A 26,298-nucleotide genomic window follows, 5' to 3' on the forward strand; every position below is an offset into this window, starting at 1 on the left:
GGGCAATTGCTCGCGCCGGGTTTTTCATGTCTGATGAAGATCGCCCGGGATGCCGGCGCGCAGCGAGCGGAGAGATGTCATGGCCGATGACCGCAACTCGGATATCCGCGATCGCATTCGCACTATTCCCGACTTTCCCAAGCCGGGCATCATGTTCCGCGACATCACGACATTGCTGCTCGATCCCGAGGGGCTGCGCCTGACGATCGACCGGCTGGCCGAACAGGTGGACGGCGATATCGATCTGGTCGCGGGCGTCGATGCGCGCGGTTTTCTGTTCGCGGCGCCGTTGGCGATCAAGCTGGGCACCGGCGTGCTGCTGGTCCGCAAGGACGGCAAGCTGCCCGGCGCGACCATCGCCGAGGAATATGCCCTGGAATATGGCACCGACCGCGTTGCCATCCATGCCGATGCCTGTGCGCCGGGCGCGCATGTCCTGCTGGTCGACGATCTGATCGCCACCGGGGGAACCGCGCGCGCCGCAGTGCGGCTGCTGCGCAAGGCCGGAGCCAAGGTGACTCAGGCGGGGTTCGTGGTCGATTTGCCGGATCTGGGCGGCGCCGACGCGCTGCGTGCCGAGGGTGTGGCGGCATTCGCCCTTACCGCCTTCGAAGGGCATTGAGGCCGGTTCAGGTCAAGTTACGGAACACACGCGCATACTAAGGGTTGGCTAAACACAATCCGAGGAGCGAAGATGCGCAATCTTGCGAAATTAACGCTGGCGGCGGCGGCGCTGACGGCGACCGGTGCCCTTTCCGCATGTACCGACGGCTATGGCTATAGCAGCGTTTCGGTCGGCTATGGCAATGGCTATTACGGCAGCGGGTCGCCCTATTATTACGACAATGGCGGCTATTATAACGGCAGCTACGGCAGCCCCTATTGGGGCTGGTACGGCGACTATTATTATCCCGGTACCGGCGTTTACGTCTATGACACCCAGCGCCGCCGCCATCGCTGGAATCAGGCGCAACGCCAATATTGGCAGCACCGCCAGCAGCAATGGCGCGGCGACCGCAGGCCCGACAACTGGCATGATTTCCGTGGCGATCGCCGGGGCCATGACCGGTATCGCGATGACCGCCGTCCCGACCGCGACCGGTATGAGCGTGACCATCGCCGCGACGGCGACGGCTATGGGCGCGACCATGGTCGTCGCGATGGCGATCGTCATGACCGGGGCCGGGGTCGCCGCGACCGCAACCCGTAAAGGCGAGCTACCCGCGCCGACGTCGTGACCGCTGCCTGCGACCCGAAGGCCGCGTGCCTCAATCGGTGGGGCGGCAGCGGATCAGCGTACCCGAAATGAAGCGCAGCACCGGCTCGTCATGCTGGTTATAGGTCGTGGTCTGCGTCTGCAGGCTGCCGATGCCGGGGCGCCGTACCGATGCCCGTTTGTCGAGGATCAGCATTTCGGCACGCAGGACGTCGCCCGGATAGACCGGCTTGAGCCAGCGCAACTCGTCCAGACCCGCAGCGCCCAGCCCGGCCTGCGGGTTTTCCTTCATATGCGCCACGATCATCGACATGGTCATCGCGCAGGTGTGCCACCCACTCGCGGCGATTTTGCCGAAATGGGTCTGTGCCGCCGCTTCGTCCGAAAGGTGGAAGGGCTGGGGGTCGTATTTGCCGGCGAATTCGAGCACTTCCTCGCGCGTTACTTCGTAACGGCCGAAGGTCGCGGTATCGCCGATCACAATGTCTTCGAAATAGCGCATGCAGGGCGTTTCGAACGAAAACAGGATGCGCGCAAGCCCCTTGCCGCGGTTGCGCGCTATTGCGGCTCGGCCAGCGCAGGTTCCAGCGGTGCCAGCGTCCCGTCGATCGCGCCGTCATGCTGCGGCAATCCGATCAGCCTGCGCAGCAGCGGCTCGACATCGACATTGTCGAACGGCTCCAGCCTCAGCCCGTGACGAAATGCCGGGCCATGGGCGAGGAACAAAGCCCGCATTTCGGGCGCATCATTGTCGAATCCGTGATTGCCCCCCTTGATCGGCCAATCGGGATTGGGTGGCCCGTTGAGGATCGTCCAGCCGGTATCGGCGAGGCAGAAGATCGGCGGAATGCGCGGATTGGTGCCATAGTGAAAGCGTTCGGGGATATTCTGCCGCTCCCAGCATGTCATGCCGGGGTGATCGCCGATCAGCGCGGACCGGGCTTCGGCTTCATGCCCGGGCAGCGGCACGATCCCGGCAAAGGCTCCCGATTCGATCACTTTGACGACGCCCGGCGACACATAGTCCTGAAGCTGTACGATGCGATCGGCCGAAATCGGCGCCATGCCATGATCGGCAACGATTACCAGATTGGCGGGCTGATGAAGCCGGTCGAGCCCGGCGAGCAGCCGGCCGATCAGCGCGTCGACATCCGCGACCGCCGCTTCGGTTTCCGGGGCGTCAGGACCGAAATTATGCCCCGCCGTATCGACGGTGTCGAAATAGAGCGTCAGAAATTGCGGGCGCGTTTCTGCCGGGCGGCGCAACCAGTCGATGATCGCATCGACGCGCTGGCGACCGGTAACGTCCTGATTGAATTGCTGCCAGTCCGACGGGCGGACATGCTCGATCGCGACATTGGACCCGGGCCAGAACATCGTCGCGGTGCGGATGCCGGCTTTTTCCGCGGCAACCCAGACCGGCTCGGCCTGATCCCAGTAAAAGGCGTCGGTGGTTGCCATGGTGAACCGCTGATCGGGGCGCCCGGGATCGTAGAAGCTGTTCGAAACGATGCCGTTGCGATCGGGCCGGCGCCCGGTGACCAGCGTATAGTGATTGGGGAAGGTCTTGCTGGGAAAGGACGGACGCATCGCCGCGACGACGCCATCCTGCGCCAGCTCCGACAGCACAGGCGTCACGCCGCGATCGAGATAGTCGCGGCGGAACCCGTCGATCGACACCAGGATGGTGACCGGTTCGCGTATTTCCACAGTCGCGGCGGACGACACCGGCGTCTGGGCAGGCGGCGTCACGCATGCCTGCAGCGTTGCGGCAAGCGCCGCGGCGAGAAGTTTCGAATACCAGCGCATACCCGGTCGCATGCCAGATGTGTGTGACAAAGGGGAGTCGTTCAGTGCGCGAACACCATCCACAGCGCCATGGCGACCATCATCACATTCTCGGTCAGCGAAATGAAGCCGAGCGGCACGTTGCTGCCGCCGCCGACACAGGCGCATTTCAGTTCGCGCCGGTCGATATAGACTGCCTTGAACACCGATACCGCCCCGATCGTCCCGATAAACAGCGCGACCGGAACCGACAGCCAGGTCAGCGCGCCCGCCGTCATCAATATTCCCGCGCCCGCTTCGGCAAAGGGATATATCCGGCCATAGGGTACCCAGCGCTGCGCGAGCAGATCATAGCCGAGGAACATCGTCGCGAATTTCCCGACATCCTGCAGCTTGAGCATCGCCAGCGCGCACATGCTGAGCGAAATGAACCATTCGCCCGCCCGCATTGTGAAGATCGTGCCGAAGTTCGCGAAGCTTAGCGCCAGCGCGAGCAGCGCAGTGATGGCGAACACGGCGATTACCGGGCGATAGCTGGTGGCATCCGGATCGCGGACCTTCAGCCCGAAATAACGGCGCAGATCGTCATAGCCGCCGATCCGTTCGCCGCCGATAAAGGTCTGCGGCGTGGTGCTGACGTCATGCTGTGCCTTGAACGCATCGGTTTCCGCGCGCGTCTTCAGCCAGCGATCCTCGACCGTATAGCCGCGGCTGCGCAGCAGGTGCAGCGACTGCAGCCCATAGGGGCAGAGATGCTTTTCCATCACCATGCGATAGAGAGTTGCGCGCTTTTCACCTGGACCGGCCATGGTTCCTCCGCTTGTTCGGTGCCTCAAGCGACCCATATGGGTTCCGTACCATGGTACGGAGTCAAGCAATGGAGATGACGATTTCGCAGCTTGCCCGCGCGGGCGGGGTCGGTGTCGAAACCATACGCTATTATCAGCGCCGGAAATTGCTGAGCGAACCGGCGCCGCGCGCCGCCAGCATCGCGACGCGGGGCGTGCGCTATTATGGCGAGACCGCACTGCGCCGCCTGCGCTTCATTCGCGCGGCACAGGCGGCGGGTTTTACCCTGGATGCGATCGGCGAATTGCTCGAGCTTGATTCGCTCGACGATCGCGCGCGGGTTTGGGCGCTGGCGCGCGAACGCATTGCCCGGCTGGATGGCGAGATCGACCGGTTGCAGGCGGCGCGAAACGCACTGACGCGGCTTGAGCGCGAATGCGCTTCGGGCGGGCCGGGACCTTGTCCGATCCTCGAAACCTTCGAACACGCTCCGGCCTAGATTCGGGCCCTGTCATGCCATTCCCGGCGCCAGCGCGGCGCGACACGCGCAACTGCGAACCCGGCGATCAGCGCGGCGAGCGCGAACAACAGGAACGCCGGCGCATAATCGCCGAACCACTGCCGCGAATAGCCAAGCGCCAGCGACAGGGCGAACCCGCCCAGTCCGCCCGCCATTCCGATGATCCCGGTTGCCGCGCCGCCGCTTGCTGCAAAGCGTTGCGGCACCAGCTGGAATACCGCGCCATTGCCCAGTCCCAGCGCCAGCATGACAAGCACCAGCATCGCGACGATCACGTCGCGGTCGCGCGCCAGCCCCGCGCCCGTCAGCGCGACTGCGGCGAGCGCGAGCAACAGCGTCAGCGTGCGCGCGCCGCCGAAACGGTCGGCCAGGCCTCCCCCCAAAGGGCGCACGAACGATCCGACCAGTACCAACAGCGCCGTCCATCGCCCCGCCGCCACAGCGTCGATTTCGAACCGGGTGGTCAGGACGATCGGCAGCGATGCCGCTAAGCCGACAAAGCCGCCAAAGGTGATCGCATACAGCCCCATCAGCTGAAGACAGTCCTTTTCCTTCAGCAACGATCCGGCCCGGCCCCGCGGCGGCGCGTGCGGCGCATCGCGCGCGAGCAGTGCGAACAGCAGCAACACAGCGGCGAGCGGCAGACAGAACAGGCCGAACACCGCCCGCCACCCAAAGCTTGCGGCAAGCCAGGGGGCGAACAGCGCCGCCAGCACGACGCCCGAATTGCCCATGCCGGCCAGGCCCTGAACCAGACCCTGCATGCGCGGCGGGTACCAGCGCGATGCGAGCGGCAGCGCAACCGCGAAACTTGCCCCCGCAACGCCCAGAATCGCGCCCAGCGCCAGCAGACCGGCATAGGAGGAAACGCCGCCCAACGTTGCGCCGGCGAGCGCCACGATGACGATCGCCTGTGCCGCGATGCCGGTCCTGCGCGCGCCGAAACGGTCGACGGCATGGCCCGCGAACGGGCGCAGCAACGCACCCGCCAATGTGGGTACCGCGATCACCAGCCCCGTGGCGCCGGGCGACAGCGCCAGATCCCCGGCGATGAACGGTGCCAGCGGGCCAAGCAGCACCCAGATCATGAAGGCTGCATCGAAATAGAGGAAGGCGGCCAGCAAACTCGGCCAATCGCCGCTGCGCCAGATGCCCGACAGACCGGAAATCCCGTCTCCCGTCGTCGTGGCGCCCGCTCGCATCGCTCAGGCGCCGGACATTTGGTCGAACAGCCCGTCGGCGGCGCAAAGGTCGGGAGAGTCGCGATAGCCGGTCGCGCGCATATAGATGTCGGGTCGAAACAGCCCCTTCGCCACTTCATGGCTTTCGGGCGAATCCGCAACCATGTTCCATCGAACCATCTGTGCGTAGATCCAGTTGGCGTGCCGGGGCAGCGGGGCGCTGATGCCGTCGCGATGGAACAGCACATAGTCGCCGATCGATACCGGATCGGCGCCCCGGCGCGGCACGAGTCGTCCCGACAATGCGGTGATCAGGAATTCGGCGGGCTGGCCAACATGATCGGGGCGTTCGAGGATATGGGCCAGTTCCTTGTGATTGGCCGAATCGTCGCACCAGGCGGCGGCATGGTCGATCGCGCGGACCAGCCGGTCGGTGCGATCGCAGTCGCGGTCCAGCCAATCGGTACGCACCGCCAGCAGCTTTTCGACGCCGCGATGCCACATCGATGCGGTCGGCGCCGCCAGTTCGGCCAGCCCGGCCAGGATCGCCGCCGTGCCCCATGGCTCGCCGGCAAGGAAACCGTCGATCTCGCCGGTTTCCATGGCGCTTGTGGTTTGCGACGGATCGACTTCGATCAGCGAGACATCCCGGTCGGGGTCGATGCCGCCGGCGGCGAGAAAATACCGCATCAACAGCGCGTGGCAGGAAAATTCATGCACGATGCCCAATGTCACCGGCGCCTTGCTCTCGCGGATCGCCCGGCCCAGATCGTCCGCAGTCGCCAGCGGATCGGCAAGCCGCGCGGCGGGATCGCGGATCAGCCCCGCCGCCAGCGCGGGCGACACCACGAGCGAGTTGCCATTGGCATTGAGGAGGATCGGTGCCGCCAGATTCTGTCTGGCGCCCGCCTTGCCCAGCATGATCGCCATCGCGAGCGGGGCAAGCATATGGGCGGCGTCGACGCGGCCGGTCGCGATCATCGCCGCGACTCGGCTCCAGCTGGTTTCGCGAATCAGTTCGAGTTCGAGTCCCTGTTCGGCCGCGAACCCCTTTTCGCGCGCCACGATCAGCGGCGCGGCGTCGTTCAGAGGGACAAAGGCAATAGAGACTGAATCCATACCCGCACATGCTCCCTGTCGACCGGACCGGGCAAGAAAAACAATGCGCTATTACGCTAGCTTGTCTTTCCGGAAACACCAGTCCCGACCTGGAATTGGCCGTGCGGGCCAGGGATTTGGTATCAGACGTTGAATTTGAACAACATCACGTCGCCGTCATGGACGACATATTCCTTGCCTTCCTGACGCAACTTGCCGGCGTCGCGCGCGCCCGCTTCGCCGCCCAATGCGATATAATCGTCAAAGGCGATGGTTTCGGCGCGGATGAAGCCGCGTTCGAAATCGCTGTGGATCTCGCCGGCGGCCTGCGGTGCCTTGCTACCCGCCTCGACGGTCCAGGCGCGGGCTTCCTTGGGACCGACGGTGAAGAAGGTCAGCAGGTTGAGCAGCGTGTATCCGGCGCGAATGACGCGCGCGAGGCCGGTTTCTTCCAGCCCCAGTTCGGACAGGAATTCGCCGCGCTCTTCCGGCGGCATCGTCGCGATCTCGGCTTCGATCGCGGCGGAAACCACGACAGCCTGCGCGCCTTCGGCCTTGGCCCTGGCGAATACCTTCGCCGAATACGCATTGCCGTTCGCCGCGTCTTCCTCGTTGACGTTGCAGACATAGAGGACCGGCTTGCCGGTCAGCAGCTGCGCCTGTTCGAACGCACGTGCTTCTTCATGGTCGGCGATTTCGGTGAGTCGCGCGGGCTTGCCTTCGCGCAGCAGGTCCAGCGACTTGCCCAGCACCGCAGCCTGAATCTTGGCTTCCTTGTCCCCCTGCTGCGCCTTCTTGACCAGATTGGGGACGCGCTTTTCCAGGCTCTCCAGATCGGCGAGCATCAGTTCGGTCTCGACCGTTTCAGCGTCGGCGATCGGATCGACATGATTGTCGACATGCTGGATGTCGTCATTTTCGAAACAGCGCAGGACATGAACGATCGCATCGACTTCGCGGATATTGCCCAGGAACTGGTTGCCCAGCCCTTCGCCCTTGCTCGCGCCGCGGACCAGGCCGGCGATGTCGACAAATGCCAGCTGGGTTTCGATCTTCTTTGCCGAGCCCGCGACTTCGGCCAGCTTGTCGAGCCGCGGATCGGGAACCGCGACGTTCCCGACATTGGGCTCGATCGTGCAGAAGGGATAGTTCGCCGCCTGCGCCGCGGCGGTTTCGGTAAGAGCGTTGAAGAGCGTCGACTTGCCGACGTTCGGCAGGCCGACGATGCCACAGCGAAAACCCATGATGCTTGTCGTTCCAACAGGAAATGGAAAGGCGCCCCGATAGGCGCTTGCGAGTCGAAATGCCAGTCCGGCGCGCCGCATCGCGCAATGCGTGGGCCCGTCGGCTTGCTCCAGATCAGGAATCCGGGCGCAAGCCGTTACAACTTCGGTTAGAAACCGCATTTCGATGGCGTCCCCCGACTGCCGGGCGCAGCTTGCCGATGTCGGGCGCCGATGGGCCCGCCAATGGAGGGCGATCGATGACTGCGAATCGGATGGGATGGGGCCTGCGCAAGTGCGCGGGCAGGATGACGATGGTGGCGGCGATGACCGCTCTGGGCGGATGTATGACCGGCGGCGGCTATGGCCTGCCGCCGCTTCCCGCATCGCAGCTACCGGCCGGATGGTCGCCGCATGGCGCGCGCGGCGCAGCCCAATGCGGTGTCGAAAATTCCAGCATCCGCTTCGTCAATTGGGCGATCGGTGGATCGCAGGATATCTTCGGCCAGGGCTATGCCAACTACTATACCGGATTCGTCTTTGCGCCGCCGCGCACATGGCCGCAGTTTCAAAGCGCGGAAGCGCGACCCGATGATGTCGAAGCCAATGTCGTCTTTCGCGGGCGCATGGGCACGCGTCGGATCGCCTTCAAGCTGATGGGACATCGCGGCGGACTGGTGTTCGCACGACTGGCCGGGGGCAGCATCTCGTCGATCGATATGTTCCAGATGGCGATGGCGTCGGGCGACATCACCGTCGAACTGCCCCAGAATTTCCGCGGCTATCCGCCTGCGCATATTCAGTTTGACGGCAATGCCGGGCGCCGCGCCTATGCGTGGATGCGTCAGACCTGCGACGGCTATTCCACGCCGGCCGGCTATATCAACGGGTAAGCGGCGTCAGCGCGACAGGCGCAGGGCGATGTCGCTCATGAAGCGGGCATCGTCCCCCGCCGCCAGCCAGGGCGCTTCGGCGGCGATGGCGCCGAGCATGTCTGAAAGATCCTCGATCTCGGCCTTGGCGTAGTTGCCGAGGACATAGCCGGTGACGCGGTCCTTGTGCCCGGGATGGCCGATGCCGATCCGCACGCGGCGGAAATCGGGGCCGATATGCTTGTCGGTCGATCGCAGCCCGTTATGCCCGGCGGTGCCGCCGCCGGTTTTCACCTTTACCTTGAACGGCGCCAGATCGAGTTCGTCATGGAAGACAGTGACGTCGCCGGGCGCGAGCTTGTAGAAATCGAGCGCCGCGCGCACCGCGCGACCGCTTTCGTTCATGAAAGTCGCCGGCTTGAGCAGCAGCAGCTTGTCGCTGCCGATGCGGCCTTCCTGCACCCAGCCCTGAAACTGTTTCTTGGCGGGCGAAAATCCATGAACCTCGGCAATCGCGTCGAGCGCCATGAAGCCGACATTGTGCCGGTGCATCGCATATTGCGGTCCGGGGTTGCCGAGCCCGACCCAGAGCTGCATCGCCAGTTACTCCCAAAGCCCAAAAGCAAATCGCCCCCGCGGAGCGTTCCGCAGGGGCGATAGCCATATCAGCAATGCGAAGCGAATTATTCGCCTTCGCCCTCGGCTGCTGCCGCGCCTTCCGCTTCTTCCGAAACGGACGTGTCGCCTTCGCTCGACTTGAGCGCCGACGGAGCAACGATGGTGGCGATGGTGAAGTCGCGATCGGTGATGACCGATTCGGCGCCCTTGGGCAGCGTCACATGCGAAATGTGGATCGAATCGCCCACGTCGCGGCCCTTGAGCGAGATTTCGACCTGATCGGGGATGTTCGCGGCATCCACGGCCAGTTCCAGCTCGTGGCGGACCATGTTCAGCACGCCGCCGCGCTTCAGACCCGGCGAGGCTTCTTCATCGACGAAGACCACCGGAATGTTCACGGTGACCTTGGCATGTTCGGAGATGCGCAGGAAATCGACATGGACCGGGCGATCGGAAACGGCGTCGAACGCAACATCCTTGGGCAGGGTGCGGACGGCCTTTTTGCCGATGCCTTCGACCATGATGACCGAATTCATGAAGTGACCCGTCATCAGCAGCTTCATCAACGCCTTTTCTTCGACGTGGATGCTGACGGGGTCTTCCTTGTTGCCGTAAATGACGGCGGGTACGCGGCCTTCTCGACGAAGCGCCCGGGAGGCTCCCTTGCCAGCCCGGTCGCGCGTCTCGGCCGACAGCGTAAGCTGATCGCTCATATGCTAGTCTCCGAATGCGCTAAAATTGCAGTTCATTTCCACCGGACAGGCCTCCAGGGATGACCCTGCCACGGCAAGCGCGCGCCTATAGGGCAGCGGCGGGTAAAGGGCAAGTCGCGTCAATAGGCAACGCGCTGCACCGTGATGCCCTGACGCGCCAGCATTGCCTGCACGCTGTCTTTGCCCGCCAGATGCCCCGCGCCGACCGCGACGAACACGGTTCCGGGGCGCTGCATCCGCGCGGCGATCCACTGTGCCCAGCGCGCATTGCGGTCGACCAGCAGCGTGCGGGAGAGTTCGGGCGATTGCGATACATCGGCATTGACCAGCCCGCCCAGCGCGCCCGCATCGCCCTTGCTCCAGGCATCGACGATCCGGCCGAGCATGGTTCCTGCATCGCCGCGTTCGTTCAGCGTCGCGGCCAGCAGCGCCTGTTGCGCTTCGGGCGACAGGCTGTCGAAATAGCCAAGTTGCTGGCGTGGCGTTTCCAGCCCGGCGACCCGTTTCCCTTCGGCCTGCGCGGCGGCGCGGAGCGTTTCCTCAGCGCCCTGTTCGCGGGCATAGCCCAGCCGCGATACTTCCAGCGTCGCCAGCGTCGTCGCGGCGAGCCAGGGATCCATCGAGTCGAAGCGGTTCGCGGGCATCTTTTCCTCGGCCAGCGTGGTTTCCAGCTGCCTGGCCATGTCCGGCGGGATGCGCTGGCGCAGCGGCGGCGCCGAAGGATCGGTGCCGAGCTCGCGGACCAGCGCCTGCATCGTCGCGGGATCGGGAATGACGGTTTCGAGGACCAGCGTGTCGCTCGAATCGAATGCCGTGCGCACCGCTTCGTCGAACCAGGAAAGCCCCGGCTTGAGCACATGGATCGTGCCGAACAGATAGATGGTCGTGTCCGCGTCGCGCACGACCCACAGCGCCGGATCGGCATCCTGGGTCGATGGCGCGGGCGCGGGGCGGCACGCCGATGCGAGCAGCAGCAGCGCGATCAGGGCGCGGCGGAAAAAGAACATGCCGTTCATTGTACGCGTTCGACGCGAATGCCGCGCGCTTCAAGTCGCTCGATCACCGATCCATGTCCTACGAAATGGCCGGCGCCCGCTGCGAACAAAATGACGCCCGGATGTTCGTCGAGGCGGCGGATCAGATCGTCGGTCCACGCCGCATTGCGATCGTTGAGCAACGGCGCGGCCATTGCCGCGGATGGGTCCAGATCGCGCGGATGGATGATCAGCGGCGAATCCGGCCCCACTTCGCCCTGAGCCCAGGCATGGGCGGGGCGGTCGATCGCGGCGGCCTCGCTCGGTTGGGAAATGAGTGCGGCTTCGAGCATCTGGCGCTGCGCCTTTTCGGAAATGCCGTTCAGGTTGATCACGACCTGCTGATTGTCCTCGATTGCCTCTACGGGGCGCCCCACCGCCAGGAAATGCCGTTCGAGCCAGTCATCCGCCCCCGCGGTTTCGATCTCGCCCGCCTGCATGTCGCGAATCGATCCGATGGTGATCGCCGCGAGCCAGGTCGGCATCGCATCGAGCTGTGCGACCAGATCTTCGGGCAATGCCTGCTGCAGCGCGATCATTTGCGGGCGATAGCGGCGCGATACCCGGTCGGCCAGCGGTATCAGGCCGGCCTCGCCGCCGGGGACGCCGGCAACGAAGCTGACTTGCTCATTATCGTCCGAAAGCGATTCGAGCAGCAGCAGGTCGGCGCGCGCGATCACTGCATCCAGCCCCGGATTGCGCCAGCGAAACCCATAGGGAAGGCTGTGGATCGTTCCGAACAGATAGATGGTCGTGTCGGCGTCCGATATCTTCCAGATCGCGGGATGCGGCTCATATTTCTGGCCCTTGCGGACGCGGATGATCTGCGTCCGGATCACGCGGTCGATCGCGGCGTCTTCGGGCGAAACCACCGGCTTGCCGTTGAGCGCAAGCTGCTGATCGGCGGGATAGCCGAGATAGGGGATGCGCAGCGATGCCGATTGCGCTGCGGCCGGAGACTGCAGCGTCAGAAGCGTCAGCGCCGCCGCCGCGAACAGGGCCATCGCGCGACCGATGGCGGATGGCATGATTCCCCGCATCGCGCATAATGGGCCCCAGCCTTCGCATGCTGTCAACGACGCTGGCATTGACCCCCCATGCCGCCTGCGCCAAAGCGGGGCGATTTTCGACCCTCCGTAGTTGCGAAGCCACAATCTTGTCCGAAACCAGTCCCCTGAGCTTCCAGCGCATGATCCTGACGCTCCATGACTATTGGAGCGAGCGGGGATGCGTGATCCTGCAACCCTATGACATGCGCATGGGGGCGGGCACCTTTCACACCGCCACGACGCTGAAGGCGCTGGGCCCCGAGCCGTGGAATGCGGCCTTTGTCCAGCCGTGCCGCCGTCCCACCGACGGGCGCTATGGCGAAAACCCGAACCGGCTTCAGCATTATTACCAGTATCAGGTGATATTGAAGCCCAGCCCTGCCGATCTGCAGGAGCTGTATCTGGGCAGCCTCGCCGCGATCGGCATCGATTTCACCCGGCACGACATCCGCTTTGTCGAGGATGACTGGGAATCGCCGACGCTCGGCGCCTGGGGGCTGGGCTGGGAAGTCTGGTGCGACGGGATGGAAGTCACTCAGTTCACCTATTTCCAGCAAATGGGCGGGTTCGATTGCAAGCCGGTGGCGGGCGAACTGACCTACGGGCTCGAACGGCTGGCCATGTATATCCAGAACAAGGACAGCGTGTACGACCTCGCCTTCAACGACGTCGCGCCGGGCAGCAATGTCCCCGCCGTCACCTATGGCGACGTCTTCCTCGAAAACGAACGCCAGATGTCGAAATGGAATTTCGAAGTGGCGGATACCGACGCGCTGTTCGACCTGTTCAAAAAGGCAACGGCGGAATGCGAAAACTGCCTCGCCAATGATGTGCCCATCGCCGCCTATGAACAGGCGATCGAGGCAAGCCATGTGTTCAACCTGCTGCAAGCGCGCGGCGTGATCTCGGTCGCCGAGCGCCAGGCCTATATCGGCCGCGTCCGCGACCTGGCGAAGGGCAGTTGCCAGAAGTTCATCGAAATGAAGACGCCCGAATGGGAAGCCAGATTTCCGGGGTGGACGCTGTGAGCGATTTCCTTCTTGAAATCCGATGCGAGGAAATTCCTGCGCGGATGCAGACCAAGGCGCGTGAGGATCTGGCGCGGTTGCTGGGTGCCGAGCTGGAAAAGGCCGGGCTGAAGGGCGGCGAGGCCGATACCTATGCGACGCCGCGGCGGCTGGCGCTGATCCTGCGGGATCTTCCGCAAGCGACCGAGGCGGTTTCCGAAGAGTTGAAGGGCCCGCCCGAAGGTGCGCCCGATGCCGCGCTCGACGGCTTTTGCCGCAAGGCTGGCCTCTCCCGCGACCAATTGACGCTGCGCGACGTAAAGGGGCGCAACACCTGGTTCGCGGTGATCGACAAGCCGGGCCGCGCGACTGCCGATGTGCTCGCCGAAGCAATTCCGGCGGTGATCCGCGCCTTTCCCTGGCCCAAATCGATGCGCTGGGGCGATGCGTCGTTCTCGACCGAAAGCCTGCGCTGGGTGCGTCCGCTGCACGGCATCGTCGCGCTGCTGGGCGAAGACGTGGTGCCGTTCGAAGTTGCCGGAGTGACGTCGGGCGCCGCTACGCTTGGCCACCGTTTCCACCATCCGGGTGAAATCACGATCGGGTCGGCCGCCGATTATGTGGAAAAGCTGCGCGCCTGCCATGTCATCGTCAATCAGGACGAGCGCGCCGCGACGATTGCGCTCGGCGCGAAAATGGCGGCGAAACAGGCCAATCTCGAACTGGTCGAGGATGCCGGGCTGCTCGCCGAAAATGCCGGACTGACCGAATTTCCGGTGCCGCTGCTCGGCAGCTTCGATTCGCGCCTGCTCGCCGCGCCGCGCGAGATTCTGGAACTCACGCTCAAGGTGAACCAGAAATATTTCTCGGTGCGCGATGCCGATGGCAATATGGCACCGAACTTCGTCTGCGTTGCGAATATCGACGCGGCGGACGGCGGCGAACGGATCGTGGCGGGCAATCGCAAGGTTGCCGAAGCGCGGCTTTCCGACGCGATCTTCTTCTGGGAACAGGACCTCAAGGTTAAGCTCGCCGATCAGGCGAAGAAGCTCGACCGCATCGTCTTCCACGAAAAGCTCGGCACCGTCGCCGACAAGGCACAGCGCATCGGCAAACTCGCCCGCTGGCTGGTCGAAGAGGGGATCGTCGGGGCCGCCAACACGCCGTTCGTCCCGAGCGAAGTCGAGGGACGTGCCGCAGGCGGTGCGCAGGGTTTCTCGACGGAGCCTGCCCCGAGCAAGGTCGAGGGGCTCGACACGAACGGTTCCGGGGCCGTGTCTCGCGAAGAACTCGCCGATATGGCGCAGCAGGCCGGCGAACTTTGCAAGGCCGATCTGGTGACGCAGACGGTCGGCGAATTCCCCGAAGTGCAGGGCATTATCGGCTATGAACTCGCCAAGGCCGAAGGGCTGCCGATCGAAGTCGCCGAAGCGATCCGCGATCACTACAAGCCGGCCGGGCAGGGCGACGATGTTCCCACCGCGCCAGTGAGCGTGGCGGTGGCGCTGGCGGACAAGCTGGATACTATCGTCGGTTTCATCGGTGCAGGCATGATGCCTTCAGGGTCGAAAGACCCCTACGCGTTGCGACGATCTGCAATTGGCTTCATCAGGTTAACCATTGAGAACGACGTGCGTTTCTCATTGAAAGACGCGGTGATTGCAGCACTATATTTCTATCTGGAGAGTGTAGAGTTCGACATAGATCGATCCATCGACTCTCTCTTAAATATTCGAGATCAACTCAGCTTCCAAGAGAAGCTCATTCGGATCGCCGAATCATTAGGGATGGAATCGGTTACCTTAGAAGCCGTTGCGAAGGAGCTTTATCGACGCTCCTTGCGTGAACAACCAAGAATCTCGGTCCGATTCGATCAAGATGAACAGAGCTTCACGAACGCACTTCAACAAATCCTCGACTTCTTCGCCGACCGTCTCAAGGTCCAGCAGCGCGAGGCGGGTGTCCGCCACGACCTGATCGACGCAGTGTTCGCGCTGGGCGGCGAGGACGATCTCGTCCGGCTGCTCGCGCGGGTGAAGGCGTTGCAGGTGTTTGTCGAAACCGACGAAGGCGCCAATCTGCTCGCAGGATACAAGCGCGCGGCCAATATCCTGAAGAAGGAAGAATGGACGCCGGGCGGCACCAATTCCGATCCTGAACCCGCCGAAGCCGCGCTGATCGCCGCGCTGGATGAAGCGGAACCGCGTGCCGAACAGGCCGTCGCGGACGAGGATTTCGAAGGCGCGATGGCGGCGCTTGCGTCGCTGCGCGCGCCGATCGATGCGTTTTTCGAATCGGTGACGGTCAACGATGCCGACCAGACCAAGCGCGCCGCGCGGCTCGATCTGCTGGCGCGGATGCGCGACGCAGTGCATCGCGTTGCGGACTTTTCGCGGATCGAAGGCTAAGGGCCGGTGCGAAACGAATCATTCCAAGGTTGAACGAACAATAAAATGTTGGGGCGGCTCGCCCAGACGCATTCTTGTTGCAACGCACAATGATTGCTAGGCTGGCCGTCACCAAGGAGGCGGAAAACATGATGAGCGCTGTGACGACTGCCAACGATACGACCGAAGACGTGCGGTACGTCTATCGATTCGGGGGCGGCGTTTCCGAAGGTGGCACCGGGGACAAGAATCTGCTCGGCGGCAAGGGCGCCAATCTGGCCGAAATGGCTTCGATCGGCCTGCCGGTCCCGCCCGGATTCACGATCAGCACCGACATGTGCACCCGCTATTATGAGGAAGGGGCACGTTTCCCCGACAGCCTGCGCGCCGAAGTTGCCGACGGCATCGCCCATATCGAAAAAGTGACCGGCAAGGTGTTCGGCGATGTCGCCGATCCGCTGCTCGTGTCGGTCCGTTCGGGCGCGCGCGTGTCGATGCCGGGGATGATGGACACGGTCCTGAACCTCGGCCTCAACGACGAAACCGTTGTCGGACTGGCCGACAAGGCAGGCGACGAACGTTTCGCCTGGGACAGCTATCGCCGCTTCATCCAGATGTATTGCGATGTGGTGCTGGGCCTCGACCATGGCCGGTTCGAGGAAGCGCTGGAGATCGCCAAGGAAGATCGCGGCTACGACCTCGATACCGATATGACCGCCGCCGATTGGAAGGCGCTGGTTGGTGAATATAAGAAGATCGTGAAGGAGCTGTGGGACAAGCCCTTCCCGCAGGACGTGCATGATCAGCTATGGGGCGCGATCGGCGCGGTGTTCGGATCGTGGCAGTCCGAACGCGCCAAGGTCTATCGCCGCCTCAACAGCATTCCGGGCGATTGGGGCACTGCCGTCAATGTTCAGGCGATGGTGTTCGGCAATATGGGCGAAACCAGCGCCACCGGCGTTGCCTTCACCCGCGATCCGTCGACCGGCGAGCGCGCTTATTATGGCGAATTCCTGATCAACGCGCAGGGCGAGGATGTTGTCGCGGGTATCCGCACGCCGCAATATCTGACCAAAGCCGCGCGGGAAAAGGCAGGGGCAAAGGCCGCTTCGATGGAAGAGGCGATGGCCGAAACCTATGGCGAGCTGATCCAGGTCTTCGACACGCTCGAAACCCATTATCGCGACATGCAGGACATCGAGTTCACGGTCGAACGCGGCAAGCTGTGGATGCTGCAGACCCGCAACGGCAAGCGGACTGCCAAGGCGGCGCTCAAGATCGCGGTCGAAATGGCTTCCGAAGGGCTGATCACGCAAGAGGAAGCGATCAAGCGCGTTGACCCTTCTGCGCTCGACCAGCTGCTCCACCCGACGCTCGATCCCGATGCGAAGCGCGACGTGCTGACCAAGGGGCTGCCCGCATCGCCGGGCGCCGCTTCGGGCAAGGTCGTGTTCGACGCCGACACCGCCGAAAAGAAAGCGGCGGCGGGCGAGGACGTGATCCTGGTCCGTGTCGAAACCAGCCCTGAGGATATTCACGGCATGCACGCGGCGAAGGGCATCCTCACCGCGCGTGGCGGCATGACCAGCCACGCCGCCGTGGTGGCGCGCGGCATGGGCCGTCCGTGTGTTTCGGGTGCCGGATCGCTGTCGATCAAGGCCGTCGACGGCGTGATGAAGGTCGGTACGCGCGAAGTGAAGGCAGGCGACATCATCACGATCGACGGCGGCACCGGCGAAGTGATGATCGGCGAAGTGCCGACCGTGAAGCCCGAACTGGCGGGCGATTTCGCGACGCTGATGGTGTGGGCGGACAAGGGCCGCCGCCTGAAAGTGCGGACCAATGCCGAAACGCCGAACGATTGCCGTACCGCGCGCGAATTTGGCGCCGAAGGCATCGGCCTGTGCCGTACAGAGCATATGTTCTTCGACGCCGCGCGCATCACCGCAGTGCGCCAGATGATTCTGGCCGAGGACGAGGCCGGGCGCCGTGTCGCGCTCGACAAGCTGCTGCCCGAACAGCGCAAGGACTTTATCGAGATTTTCGAAGTGATGGCGGGGCTTCCCTGCACCATCCGCCTGCTCGATCCGCCGCTGCACGAATTCCTGCCGCATGCCGAAGCCGAGTTCGCCGAAGTCGCCACGGCGGCGGGTGTCGATGTCGAAACGCTGCGGCGGCGCGCAAGCGAGCTGCACGAATTCAATCCGATGCTCGGCCATCGCGGTTGCCGCCTCGGCGTCACTTATCCTGAAATCTATGAGATGCAGGCGCGGGCGATTTTCGAGGCTGCATGCGAAGTCGCCGAAAAGACCGGCGAGGCGCCGATCCCCGAAGTGATGATCCCGCTCGTCGCCACGCGCAAGGAGCTGGAGCTGATGAAGGCGGTGGTCGAAAAGGCCGCCCAGGCAGTCTTCGCCGAAAAGGGACGGACGATCGAATATCTGGTCGGCACGATGATCGAGCTGCCGCGCGCGGCGCTGCGCGCGGGTGAGATCGCCGAAGTCGGCGAATTCTTCAGCTTCGGCACGAACGATCTGACGCAGACTGCGCTGGGGGTCAGCCGCGACGATGCCGCGCGCTTCCTGACCACCTATGTCGAAAAGGGCATTTACGCGCGCGATCCGTTCGTCAGCCTGGATATCGAGGGCGTCGGCGAATTGATCGAAATCGCCGCTGAACGTGGCCGGGCGACTCGGCCCGACATCAAGCTGGGGATTTGCGGCGAACATGGCGGCGACCCCGCCTCGATCGCTTTCTGCGAACAGACCGGGCTCGATTATGTCAGTGCCTCGCCCTATCGCGTGCCGATTGCGCGGCTGGCGGCGGCACAGGCCGCGCTGACCGCGGTGAAGTGAGCCCGGGACTTGCGATGGCGGCTATGGCGCTGCGACTGACTCTTCAGGACGCGGCTCCGCTCGACGTCTTTGCCGCCGAACTGGCGGCGGGGCCGACGGCGACCGTGGTGCTCCAGCGGCGTTGCGGCAGCGACGTGCCGGTGCGTGCCGAGGTCGATCGCGCGCTGTCGGTTTCACCGGACGCCGAACAGCGCGCGAAGCTGAAGGTCGGTGCCGACGCTACCCTGGGCTATCGCCGGGTTCGGCTGGTCTGCGGCGACCGGTTGTTGTCGGTCGCGGAAAACTGGTTCGTGCCCGATCGGCTGACGCCGGAGATGCAGCGCACGCTTGCGGAAACCGATCGCCCCTATGGCGCGGTGATCGCGGCGCTTTCGCCGCGCCGCGTGCCGCTCGCATCGCTCCGGCTGTGGGACGGCGAGGGGCCTGCACCCGAAGCGGTGCTGCGCATCGACGCGCTGGTGGAAACGGGCGAGGGGGTTCCCCTCGCGCTCGTCAGCGAAACCTATCAGCGCGACGTGCTCGAAACGCGATAGCGCCGCCGGGGCCGTGCGGCCTCAGGCGTTTTCGCGCTCGGTCTTTTCGGCTTCCGCTTCGTCGCTTGTCGCTACCTCTGTCGGCTCGGCGGCGGCAGGCTCTTCCGCTACCGTCGCTTCCTCGGCAGGCGTCTCGACCGGCTCCGCCGCGGGCTTTTCGACGAATCGCGAGCCATGTTCCTGCTCATGGCCGGTGCGCAGCAGCGCCGCCTGTTCGCGCCATTGCTCGCGCGCGATCGTGCCGGTTTCCAGCGACAGCCGCTGTTCCAGCGCCGATTCGTCTTCCGCGGTCATCTTTTCGATTTCGCGATAGGTCTTGATGCCCAGCTCGTTGAGCCGCTTCTCGCGCGCTTCGTCGATGCCGGCGATGCGCGACAGATTGTCGCGGCCCCAGCCGAACCAGCCGCGCCAGCCAGCGCCGGCGCCCGGATCGGCATCGCTCGCGGCAACCGCCGCAGCGGCCGGGGCGGCGGCCACCGCCGCTTCCTGCGCTTCGGCCTGTTTGCGCAGCGTATCGCGCTCGGCTTCCAGCTCGCGAACCCGCGCCTGCGCGTCGCGCAGATCGGTTTCGGCCTGATGGCGATATGCGGCGCTCTCGATATCGAGTTCGCGATAGCGCTCTTTCCACTTGCGCCCGCCCGGATGAAGCGCGAGCCCGAAGAACAGGCCCGCGATCAGCGTAAGACCGAGCGCAGCAAATTCGGTGATCGTCTGGAACGGCAATCCCTGCATGAGCGGATCTCCCCTGTCGAATGCGACAGAGTAACCCGCGCATTAACGATGCGCCACCGCCAAGATTCGCAGGCTCAGGTCGCCAGCAGCGCGTCGTTGATCGAGCAGGCCGCGGGGCCGAGAATGACGATGAACAGCACCGGCAGGATGAACAGAATCAGCGGAACCGTCATGATCGCGGGCAGCCGCGCGGCCTTTTCCTCGGCGCGCATCATCCGCTCGTTGCGGAATTCGGCGGATAGCACGCGCAGTGCCGACGCCAGCGGCGTACCGTATTTTTCGGTCTGAATCATCGTCGTCACGACGCCGCGAATTGCATCCAGATCGACGCGGTTCGCCAGATTCTCGAACGCCTGACGCCGCTCGGTCAGAAAGCCGAGCTCGATCGCGGTCAGCGAGAATTCCTCGCCCAGTTCGGGATAGGCCTTGCCCAGTTCGCGCGCGACGCGGGAGAAAGCGGCATCGACGGTGAGTCCCGCTTCGGCACAGATCACCAACAGGTCGAGCCCGTCGGGCAGCCCCTTGCGGATCGCCGCCGAACGCTTGTCGATGCGGTTCTTGAGGTAAAGATCGGGCGCCTTGTAGGCGAGGATGAAGGCGGCGGCGACGACGCCATATTTCTTGAGCGCGCTCCAGTCGGCGAGCGTGTCGGTGGCATAAACGACGAACAACGCGATGCCGCCGATGATGATCGGCAGCACCAGCCGGCCGAAAATGACCGCGACGGCCCATTCCTTTCGGCGGATGCCGGCCTGCGCCATTTTGACCTGCGCGGCCTTGACCTGTTCCTCCTGCAGCACCTTGAGCGAGGAGAGGAGGTTGCGCATGCGATCGCTGGCGTCGCTGCGCTGGACAAGCTTGGCGCGCCGTTTCGATGTCGAGGCGGTGATACCGGCCTTGAGCTGTTCGCGGCGTTCGTTGAGCGCCTTGACGCGCTTGGCCATCGGATCGCGCGACGTGACCACGGTATAGATGGCGAACAGCACGGCGACCGCCGCCACGGCGGACAGCAAGGTCGCGGCCCAGAGTATGTCGATGCCCATGATCGTCGGGCCGGCGGCGGTTTCCATGCCTCTCGCTCCCCCCTCAGATCTCGAAATTGACCATCTTGGCCATGATGAATGCGCCCAGGCCCATCCAGATCAGACCGCCGATGCCGGTGATCATCAGCCGCTGGTCGATGAAGAAGTTCATCATATAGCTGTTGTTGATGAACCAGATCATCCCGAACACGATGAACGGCAGTGCGCCGACGATATAGGCCGACGCCTTGGATTCGGACGACAATGCCTTGATCTTCAGCTTCATCTGCGCGCGCTTGCGCAGCACATCGGCCAGGTTGGACAGCGTTTCGGCAAGGTTGCCGCCGGTTTCCCGCTGGATCGCGATGGTGATGGTGAAGAATTGAAATTCGGGCGTGCCCAGCCGGTCGGCGGTTTCCTGAAGCGCGGCATCGAGCGTGCGGCCGATCTTCATCTTGTCCGAAACCGCGCGGAACTCATCGCCCACCGGTCCTTCGATTTCCTGAGCCACCACGGTCATCGTCTCGGTGATCGGCAGGCCCGAACGCAGGCCGCGCACCAGCAGCTCGATCGCATCGGGGAATTTGATCGTGAAGGTCTTGATCCGGCGCTTGACGAAGAATCCGACGACGAAATGCGGGATGCCGAGGCCGACGAACACGCCCAGCAGCAGCGCGAGCAGCAGCGGCGCGCCCTGAAAGAGCAGCGCGCCGACCGTGACGACGAACAGGCCCAGCGTCGCCATGCCATATTGCCCCACCGTCCAGCCCTTGCCCGTCGCGGCAAGCCGCTTGCCGAGCAATGCCGGGTTGGGAAGGAACCGCGCGGTGGCGACGTCGGCGCGGCTTGCGCGCGAAGCAGTGATTCGCCGCATCTGCGCTTCCATCGCGGCGGCCATGGTGTTCCCGCTATGGCGCTGGCGCACCGTGCCCAGCCGCCGGGCTCCGGCGCGGCGCGGCGAGGGGCCGGAAAAGGCAAAGACCATCATCGCGAGAACGGCAAAAGCCCCCGCTCCGATCATCAAATATGGCAGCATATCCACGCTGTCCTTCGCCTCCGCTTCGTCACATGCCGCCGCTGCGGCGGCTTATTTCTTCTTCTTCGGTGCCGGTTTGGCCTTTTTGGGCGACATCAGCTTGGAAAGCAGCGAGCTGCCCTTGGCGTCTGCCTTGGCCCGCGCTTCGGGATCGTCGCCCGCTTCGGCACAGGCAGCGACCTTTTCGGCGAGTTCGGACAGCGCCGACATCGACTTGGCGGCCTTGCCCGCTTCCGCCAGCGGCTTGCCCAGCTTTGCGGCCTGCGATGCGAGCTTGGGTTCGAACGGCACGATGAAATCGATGCGGCGTTCGATCGAACCTTCGAAATCCTTGCGGCTGATTTCCAGCTGCGCCGCCGGCTGTACGCGATTGGCGACCAGGATCAGCTGTGTCTGCGGCGCATTGGATTTGAACCAGGACAGCAGGCGGATCATGTCGCGCGCGGCGGCCAGTGTGAATTCGGTTACCAGCACCGCCACCTGAATGTCGGCGATCAGATGCGGATGTAGCACCAGCATCGATCGCGGCAGATCGACCACGGTACATTCGAATGCACCGCGGATTTCCTCCTGCAGCTGGAAGAACGCCGCGCCGTCGGTGACGACCGGCGAATGGATCGGCGCTTCCGCGGACAGCACCGCGAGCCGTTCGGATGCCCGCACCATCGCGCGTTCGATGAACAGCCCGTCGATGCGGCTGGGGTTTTCGATGGCGTCGGTCAGGCCGCGCCCCGGCTCCAGGTCGAGCGCGAGCGCGCCGGTGCCGAAATGCACGTCCAGGTCGAGCAGCGCCGTCGCATGCATCTTCTGTTCGCTCAGCAGCCATGCGAGCGATGTCGCGATCGTCGATGCGCCCGCGCCGCCGCGCGTGCCGATCACGGCGATGCCGCAATGGAAATGGCCGTTGTCGGAATCGGTGACCTTGGGCGCGTTGAGCGCAATCTGTGCCTGGACGAATGCTTCGCGCAGCGTGTCGGGGTTGAGCGGCTTGAGCAGATAATCCTGAATGCCCGACGCGACGAGGTCGCGGTACAGCCGCACATCGTTCACTTGCCCCGCGGCGATCACCACGGTGCCTGGCTCGCACACTTCGGCGAGCGCGTTGATGTCGTTCAGCGGATCGCCCGATTCGGACAGGTCGACGAACAGGATGTTGGGGCTGGCCGAAACCGACAGCGTCTGCACAGCGTTGCGCAGTCCGCCCTTGTTGACCTTGCTGGGTTCCCAGCCGAGCTCGACGGCGATCGGCCGCAGCAATTCGGCAGTCGATTCATCGCATACAAAGGCGACGAAGGGGTCGCGATTGCTGGTGCGTGCGGGATTGAAGGGTGCGTTCACCTTACTGGTTCCCTCCGCCGGCGGACGCGCCGCCCTGCAATTCGCCGGAACCGGTCGGTTCCTTCTGGCGATAGGTCTGGATCGCCCGTGTCGAGGTCGCCGGATCGCTGACCTGCGAACCGGGCTGGCCGCGAACCAGATCGCCCGGGTTGGCGATCATCGCCGCCAGGTTGGAATTGACCGCGCATCCATAGTTGGAGCTGGTGCTGGCGCTATAGTCGGGCTGATATTCGCGCGAATGATCGGGGCATCCGGGGACGCTGGCGGTCATGCGCGTCACGACGACCCGCACCGTACCGGGGGCGATGGCGCCCATCGTTACCGGAACCTGATTGCTGAGCAGCAGGCCATAGCGGCTCGCCGCCGCTGCAACCTGATTCCGCGCGCCGGGATGCATGCCGCCGTCATCGACGGCGACGACATCGCCATAGCTCAGGCCCATCGAATCCATCCACCCTGCCAGCCGCTGGGCTTCGCCGGGCGCAAGCCCGGGGCCCGCGGTCGAAAGGTCGAAGACATAGTCGTTGCGAGTCACCACCGGCTGGTGAACCGATTCGACGCCGCCATTATAGGTGCCGCCGCAGGCGGAAAGCAGCAGTGCCGGAACGAGAAGGGCGGGCAGCGCAAGGCGCATGGTCATGATCGTCTCCGTCAGGCGCTTCAGTTGAAGTTGAATCCGGGGGCGGCACCGCCCGAGGAGCTGCGATTGTCACGGCTGCGCGTGTCCGATTGCGTCGGCGTCGCGGGCTGAGTGGGTACGGGTTGCGCGGCACCGATCGCGGGCGCTCCGCCCTGCGGCGGCGCCATCATCGGACGCGGGGTCGGCGTGTCGGTCGAACCGCTCAGCTGACCGCCGAAGACGCGCTGGAAATCGTTGGGCGCCTGGTAACCATCTGTCGGCAGGCGAATGTCGTTCGCGTTCACCGGCCGCACCAGATACGGCGTGATGACGATCACCAGTTCGGTTTCGTTGCGCTGGAACGCATTCGACCGGAACAGCGCACCCAGGACCGGCACGTCGCCCAGGCCCGGTGCCTTGTCGATCGAATTCTGCTGCGTGTTCGACAACAGCCCCGCGATCATGAAGCTCTGGCCCGAACCGAGTTCGACTGTGGTTTCGGCCCGCCGGGTGGTCAGCGCCGGGATGGTGGTGCCGTCCATCTGGACCGCGCCTGCCGACGAAAGCTGCGACACTTCGGGGCGGACGCGGAGCGAAATGCGGCCATCGGCCAGCACCGTCGGCGTGAAGGACAGGCTGATGCCATATTGCTTATATTCGACCGAAACCGCGCCCAGCCCCTGCGAAATCGGGATCGGGATTTCCCCGCCGGCCAGGAAATTGGCAGTCTCGCCTGAAAGCGACGTCAGATTGGGGTTCGCCAGCGTCGTGACCTGTCCGATCGATTCGCCCAGATCGAGCGACCCGAGCAGATCGAGCCCGAGCAGCTGGCCCGCGCCGAACAGCGCGGTGCCCGCCGTCGGAGTCGTCACCACGGTCGTGCCGGTCGCCCCCGTCGTACCGACGGCCAGCGGCCCACCCGGAGTATATTGGCTATAGAAATCGCGGCCCTGGCCGAGGCCGAACTTGAACCCGCTGGACGAATCCGCCGACGCCAGATTGACGCCGATATTCTTGACGAAGCTGCGGCTGACTTCGGCGAAACGCACCTGCAGGTTGACCTGCAACGGCACCGCCGTGCGCAACCGGCTGATGATCTTGGTGTCTTCGCCGACAAATGCCTGCACCAGCCGTTCGGCCTCTGCGACATCGTCGGGGCTCGCCACCGTGCCGGTCAGCAGGATCAGCCCGTTCATCGGCGTGGCGGTGATCTGGGCTTCAGGCATCGCCAGCGACAGCATCGACGCGATCGAATCGATATTGTTGCCGACGCGAACCGTCGCCGAATATACGACGCGGCCGTTGCTGCCGGTGGCATATACGGTCGTCTCGCCCTGCGACTTGCCGAAGACATAGAGCTGTCGCGACGAACTGATATGCACATCGGCGACATTCTGGTCGGCGACGAACACTTCGGCCATCGGCGATCCGACATTGATCAGTCGGCCGCTTCCGGTCGCCAGTTCCATGCTCGTGGACGGCGCGGGTGCGGTCTGCGCGGCGGCGGGCGCGATGGCCATCCCGGCGGAAGCGCCGGTGGCAATCATCGCGGCGATCGCGATCCTTGCAGGGGTGGTGAAACGGGACATCTCAGTTATTTCCCCCCGTGGCCGCACCGGATTGGCCCACCGGTACGACAGTGACGTTGTTGCCCCGGGCGATGCGGACCATCGGCCCGGTCGGCATGGTGATCTGGGGCTGTTGGCCCGGAACGCCCGACATGCCCGACGGCGGTGCGAACGGTCGCGGCTCTTCGGCCTTGCCCGGCACGGTCGAGCGCTGGAAACGCGAAATATCCGCGCCGGTGGAATAGGTGGAGCGCCCCGAAACCGGTGCCGCCTGGACGCGCGTCAGCATCGCGCGCTCGGCATTGGGATCGTCGGGAACCGACACCTCGCCATTGGCGATGGCTTCCTCAAGCTCCTGCGAATTATCGGCGATCGAGCGCAGCGACAGCGAAATCGTGCCCACGGTCTGGGCTACCGAAATCTGTTCGGCGATACGCGGCGTGACTTCCAGCGTAACGGTCGAATAGGGGCTGACGACGGTATTGCCTTCCTCGTCCTTCTGCTGGTCGGTGCGCTGGTCGGTCGCCAGCACGCGCAGGTTGCGCAGCACGGTTTCCGAAGCCTTGAGCGGCGGACCATCGCCGCCGCCGGCGATTTCCTGCGTCAGGATCAGGTCGACCCGATCCCCCGGGAACACGAACCCCGCGACCGAGGATTGCGCGGACACCGGCACCGTGACGGCGCGCATGCCCGGACCCAGCGCCGCGGCGAGGAAGCCGCGATCGCCCGGCTTTACCAGCGCGCCCTGCGCGATCGGCTGACCGGCGGGAATCGGCATGCGGACGACCGTGCCCTGAAGCGAGCTCGGGTCGGTATTTTCCTGAAGATAATAGGCGCCTTCGATCAGCTCCTCGGGCCATGCGACGAATTTCATCGCCGTGGCGTCGAGGATGGTGCCGACCGGCAATTCGCGAGTCGCCACCAGCACTTCCTTCGACGGCTGCCCCGGCTGCACCGCGACGGCATTGGCCGACGGCGCGGAGGAGCCGACCATCAGGTTACGTGCCATGAACGCCGTGATCGCCGCGACGAACAGCGCGCCCACCAGGAGAATTATCTTCCTACCATCCATGACGCACTTGGCCCTTCTTCGCTCGTAC

25 protein-coding genes are annotated in these 26,298 nt (G+C 64.4%); 8 read left to right on the top strand and 17 right to left on the bottom strand.

The features are described from left to right. Positions 1–79: 79 nt before the first annotated feature. Complete coding sequence (locus DKB74_RS12925; RefSeq protein WP_109808569.1) at positions 80–622, top strand: adenine phosphoribosyltransferase; 543 nt, start codon at positions 80–82, stop codon at positions 620–622. A 72-nt stretch (positions 623–694) separates the two neighbouring features. Further along, positions 695–1,210, top strand: a complete 516-nt coding sequence (locus DKB74_RS19020; protein ID WP_239987506.1) for a hypothetical protein — start codon at positions 695–697, stop codon at positions 1,208–1,210. Between the two features lie 58 nt (positions 1,211–1,268). On the opposite strand, the gene DKB74_RS12935 is transcribed toward DKB74_RS19020, so the two are convergent. The 3 genes from DKB74_RS12935 to DKB74_RS12945 are packed head-to-tail and all read right to left on the bottom strand — an operon-like array spanning position 1,269 to position 3,813. Further along, positions 1,269–1,718, bottom strand: a complete 450-nt coding sequence (locus DKB74_RS12935) for a MaoC family dehydratase (RefSeq protein WP_109808570.1) — start codon at positions 1,716–1,718, stop codon at positions 1,269–1,271. Between the two features lie 56 nt (positions 1,719–1,774). Continuing rightward, on the bottom strand, positions 1,775–3,037 hold the full coding sequence (locus DKB74_RS12940) for an alkaline phosphatase family protein (RefSeq protein ID WP_239987507.1): 1,263 nt from the start codon (positions 3,035–3,037) through the stop codon (positions 1,775–1,777). Between the two features lie 29 nt (positions 3,038–3,066). Next, complete coding sequence (locus tag DKB74_RS12945; RefSeq protein ID WP_109808572.1) at positions 3,067–3,813, bottom strand: MauE/DoxX family redox-associated membrane protein; 747 nt, start codon at positions 3,811–3,813, stop codon at positions 3,067–3,069. 68 nt (positions 3,814–3,881) lie between these two features. Here DKB74_RS12945 and DKB74_RS12950 point away from each other — a divergent pair, with 68 nt between their 5' ends. Continuing rightward, on the top strand, positions 3,882–4,292 hold the full coding sequence (locus DKB74_RS12950) for a MerR family transcriptional regulator (protein ID WP_109808573.1): 411 nt from the start codon (positions 3,882–3,884) through the stop codon (positions 4,290–4,292). Here the strand turns inward: DKB74_RS12950 and DKB74_RS12955 are convergent. From DKB74_RS12955 to ychF, 3 genes are all read right to left on the bottom strand, one after another. Further along, entirely contained in the window at positions 4,289–5,515 is a 1,227-nt protein-coding gene (locus DKB74_RS12955; RefSeq protein ID WP_109808574.1) for an MFS transporter, read from the bottom strand. The two genes, DKB74_RS12950 and DKB74_RS12955, sit on opposite strands and share 4 nt — an antisense overlap. Before the next feature lie 3 nt (positions 5,516–5,518). Next, positions 5,519–6,613 carry a CmpA/NrtA family ABC transporter substrate-binding protein gene (locus DKB74_RS12960; RefSeq protein WP_109808575.1) on the bottom strand — a complete coding sequence of 365 codons (1,095 nt, stop codon included), beginning with the start codon at positions 6,611–6,613 and terminating at the stop codon, positions 5,519–5,521. A gap of 122 nt (positions 6,614–6,735) precedes the next feature. After that, the gene (gene ychF, locus DKB74_RS12965) at positions 6,736–7,836 is read right to left on the bottom strand and encodes a redox-regulated ATPase YchF (protein ID WP_109808576.1); all 1,101 of its coding nucleotides are present in this window, start codon (positions 7,834–7,836) and stop codon (positions 6,736–6,738) included. A 239-nt stretch (positions 7,837–8,075) separates the two neighbouring features. Here ychF and DKB74_RS12970 point away from each other — a divergent pair, with 239 nt between their 5' ends. Then, positions 8,076–8,708, top strand: coding sequence for a hypothetical protein (locus tag DKB74_RS12970; protein ID WP_145960996.1), 633 nt, complete (start codon positions 8,076–8,078; stop codon positions 8,706–8,708). A 6-nt stretch (positions 8,709–8,714) separates the two neighbouring features. Here the strand turns inward: DKB74_RS12970 and pth are convergent, their stop codons facing one another. The 4 genes from pth to DKB74_RS12990 form a co-directional block, all read right to left on the bottom strand. Then, positions 8,715–9,284, bottom strand: coding sequence for an aminoacyl-tRNA hydrolase (pth, locus tag DKB74_RS12975; protein WP_109808578.1), 570 nt, complete (start codon positions 9,282–9,284; stop codon positions 8,715–8,717). Between the two features lie 86 nt (positions 9,285–9,370). Then, positions 9,371–10,018 carry a 50S ribosomal protein L25/general stress protein Ctc gene (locus DKB74_RS12980; protein WP_109808579.1) on the bottom strand — a complete coding sequence of 216 codons (648 nt, stop codon included), beginning with the start codon at positions 10,016–10,018 and terminating at the stop codon, positions 9,371–9,373. A gap of 119 nt (positions 10,019–10,137) precedes the next feature. Beyond that, the gene (locus DKB74_RS12985; protein ID WP_239987508.1) at positions 10,138–11,034 is read right to left on the bottom strand and encodes a TraB/GumN family protein; all 897 of its coding nucleotides are present in this window, start codon (positions 11,032–11,034) and stop codon (positions 10,138–10,140) included. Further along, on the bottom strand, positions 11,031–12,080 hold the full coding sequence (locus DKB74_RS12990) for a TraB/GumN family protein (protein ID WP_161956868.1): 1,050 nt from the start codon (positions 12,078–12,080) through the stop codon (positions 11,031–11,033). Before DKB74_RS12990 ends, DKB74_RS12985 begins: the two co-directional genes overlap by 4 nt. A 161-nt stretch (positions 12,081–12,241) precedes the next feature. Here DKB74_RS12990 and DKB74_RS12995 point away from each other — a divergent pair, with 161 nt between their 5' ends. From DKB74_RS12995 to DKB74_RS13010, 4 genes are all read left to right on the top strand, one after another. Continuing rightward, positions 12,242–13,129, top strand: coding sequence for a glycine--tRNA ligase subunit alpha (locus DKB74_RS12995; protein WP_109808581.1), 888 nt, complete (start codon positions 12,242–12,244; stop codon positions 13,127–13,129). Continuing rightward, complete coding sequence (gene glyS, locus DKB74_RS13000; RefSeq protein WP_239987509.1) at positions 13,126–15,516, top strand: glycine--tRNA ligase subunit beta; 2,391 nt, start codon at positions 13,126–13,128, stop codon at positions 15,514–15,516. Before DKB74_RS12995 ends, glyS begins: the two co-directional genes overlap by 4 nt. A 131-nt stretch (positions 15,517–15,647) precedes the next feature. After that, positions 15,648–18,350, top strand: a complete 2,703-nt coding sequence (gene ppdK, locus DKB74_RS13005) for a pyruvate, phosphate dikinase (RefSeq protein WP_109808818.1) — start codon at positions 15,648–15,650, stop codon at positions 18,348–18,350. Further along, the gene (locus DKB74_RS13010) at positions 18,347–18,883 is read left to right on the top strand and encodes a hypothetical protein (RefSeq protein WP_239987510.1); all 537 of its coding nucleotides are present in this window, start codon (positions 18,347–18,349) and stop codon (positions 18,881–18,883) included. The genes ppdK and DKB74_RS13010 overlap by 4 nt, the downstream gene beginning before the upstream one ends. A 21-nt stretch (positions 18,884–18,904) precedes the next feature. Here DKB74_RS13010 and DKB74_RS18950 read toward each other — a convergent pair whose 3' ends face one another. The 7 genes from DKB74_RS18950 to cpaB form a co-directional block, all read right to left on the bottom strand. Continuing rightward, positions 18,905–19,615: a hypothetical protein gene (locus tag DKB74_RS18950; protein WP_193504457.1), complete on the bottom strand. Its 711-nt coding sequence runs from the start codon at positions 19,613–19,615 to the stop codon at positions 18,905–18,907. A gap of 74 nt (positions 19,616–19,689) precedes the next feature. Further along, positions 19,690–20,685 (bottom strand): type II secretion system F family protein, encoded by a 996-nt coding sequence (locus tag DKB74_RS13020; RefSeq protein ID WP_193504459.1) that lies wholly within the window; start codon positions 20,683–20,685, stop codon positions 19,690–19,692. 16 nt (positions 20,686–20,701) lie between these two features. Beyond that, positions 20,702–21,679 (bottom strand): type II secretion system F family protein, encoded by a 978-nt coding sequence (locus DKB74_RS13025; protein ID WP_109808584.1) that lies wholly within the window; start codon positions 21,677–21,679, stop codon positions 20,702–20,704. Between the two features lie 45 nt (positions 21,680–21,724). Next, a complete protein-coding gene (locus DKB74_RS13030) occupies positions 21,725–23,011 on the bottom strand; it encodes a P-loop NTPase family protein (RefSeq protein ID WP_109808585.1) in 1,287 nt (428 codons plus the stop codon). A 1-nt stretch (position 23,012) separates the two neighbouring features. Then, positions 23,013–23,651, bottom strand: coding sequence for a CpaD family pilus assembly protein (locus DKB74_RS13035; protein ID WP_109808586.1), 639 nt, complete (start codon positions 23,649–23,651; stop codon positions 23,013–23,015). A 20-nt stretch (positions 23,652–23,671) separates the two neighbouring features. After that, complete coding sequence (locus DKB74_RS13040) at positions 23,672–25,219, bottom strand: type II and III secretion system protein family protein (protein ID WP_109808587.1); 1,548 nt, start codon at positions 25,217–25,219, stop codon at positions 23,672–23,674. A gap of 1 nt (position 25,220) precedes the next feature. Then, positions 25,221–26,270 carry a Flp pilus assembly protein CpaB gene (cpaB, locus tag DKB74_RS13045; protein WP_109808588.1) on the bottom strand — a complete coding sequence of 350 codons (1,050 nt, stop codon included), beginning with the start codon at positions 26,268–26,270 and terminating at the stop codon, positions 25,221–25,223. Positions 26,271–26,298 lie beyond the last annotated feature (28 nt).

Source organism: Stakelama portus, from assembly GCF_003171655.1.
In the GTDB taxonomy this organism is placed as follows: Bacteria; Pseudomonadota; Alphaproteobacteria; order Sphingomonadales; family Sphingomonadaceae; genus Sphingomonas; species Sphingomonas portus.

What these genes read in the sequence shown, in the direction of transcription:
- DKB74_RS19020 (WP_239987506.1), top strand. Translation starts at nt 695, where the DNA reads ATGCGCAATCTTGCGAAATTAACGCTGGCGGCGGCGGCGCTGACGGCG.
- DKB74_RS18950 (WP_193504457.1), bottom strand. Translation starts at nt 19,615, where the DNA reads ATGCAGGGATTGCCGTTCCAGACGATCACCGAATTTGCTGCGCTCGGT.
- DKB74_RS13040 (WP_109808587.1), bottom strand. Translation starts at nt 25,219, where the DNA reads ATGTCCCGTTTCACCACCCCTGCAAGGATCGCGATCGCCGCGATGATT.
- ychF (WP_109808576.1), bottom strand. Translation starts at nt 7,836, where the DNA reads ATGGGTTTTCGCTGTGGCATCGTCGGCCTGCCGAACGTCGGCAAGTCG.
- DKB74_RS13020 (WP_193504459.1), bottom strand. Translation starts at nt 20,685, where the DNA reads ATGGAAACCGCCGCCGGCCCGACGATCATGGGCATCGACATACTCTGG.
- DKB74_RS12995 (WP_109808581.1), top strand. Translation starts at nt 12,242, where the DNA reads ATGATCCTGACGCTCCATGACTATTGGAGCGAGCGGGGATGCGTGATC.
- DKB74_RS12985 (WP_239987508.1), bottom strand. Translation starts at nt 11,034, where the DNA reads ATGAACGGCATGTTCTTTTTCCGCCGCGCCCTGATCGCGCTGCTGCTG.
- DKB74_RS12950 (WP_109808573.1), top strand. Translation starts at nt 3,882, where the DNA reads ATGGAGATGACGATTTCGCAGCTTGCCCGCGCGGGCGGGGTCGGTGTC.
- DKB74_RS12945 (WP_109808572.1), bottom strand. Translation starts at nt 3,813, where the DNA reads ATGGCCGGTCCAGGTGAAAAGCGCGCAACTCTCTATCGCATGGTGATG.
- DKB74_RS12990 (WP_161956868.1), bottom strand. Translation starts at nt 12,080, where the DNA reads ATGCCATCCGCCATCGGTCGCGCGATGGCCCTGTTCGCGGCGGCGGCG.
- DKB74_RS12980 (WP_109808579.1), bottom strand. Translation starts at nt 10,018, where the DNA reads ATGAGCGATCAGCTTACGCTGTCGGCCGAGACGCGCGACCGGGCTGGC.
- ppdK (WP_109808818.1), top strand. Translation starts at nt 15,648, where the DNA reads ATGAGCGCTGTGACGACTGCCAACGATACGACCGAAGACGTGCGGTAC.
- DKB74_RS12935 (WP_109808570.1), bottom strand. Translation starts at nt 1,718, where the DNA reads ATGCGCTATTTCGAAGACATTGTGATCGGCGATACCGCGACCTTCGGC.
- cpaB (WP_109808588.1), bottom strand. Translation starts at nt 26,270, where the DNA reads ATGGATGGTAGGAAGATAATTCTCCTGGTGGGCGCGCTGTTCGTCGCG.
- DKB74_RS12940 (WP_239987507.1), bottom strand. Translation starts at nt 3,037, where the DNA reads ATGCGACCGGGTATGCGCTGGTATTCGAAACTTCTCGCCGCGGCGCTT.
- pth (WP_109808578.1), bottom strand. Translation starts at nt 9,284, where the DNA reads ATGCAGCTCTGGGTCGGGCTCGGCAACCCCGGACCGCAATATGCGATG.
- DKB74_RS13035 (WP_109808586.1), bottom strand. Translation starts at nt 23,651, where the DNA reads ATGACCATGCGCCTTGCGCTGCCCGCCCTTCTCGTTCCGGCACTGCTG.
- DKB74_RS12955 (WP_109808574.1), bottom strand. Translation starts at nt 5,515, where the DNA reads ATGCGAGCGGGCGCCACGACGACGGGAGACGGGATTTCCGGTCTGTCG.
- DKB74_RS12960 (WP_109808575.1), bottom strand. Translation starts at nt 6,613, where the DNA reads ATGGATTCAGTCTCTATTGCCTTTGTCCCTCTGAACGACGCCGCGCCG.
- DKB74_RS12970 (WP_145960996.1), top strand. Translation starts at nt 8,076, where the DNA reads ATGACTGCGAATCGGATGGGATGGGGCCTGCGCAAGTGCGCGGGCAGG.
- DKB74_RS12925 (WP_109808569.1), top strand. Translation starts at nt 80, where the DNA reads ATGGCCGATGACCGCAACTCGGATATCCGCGATCGCATTCGCACTATT.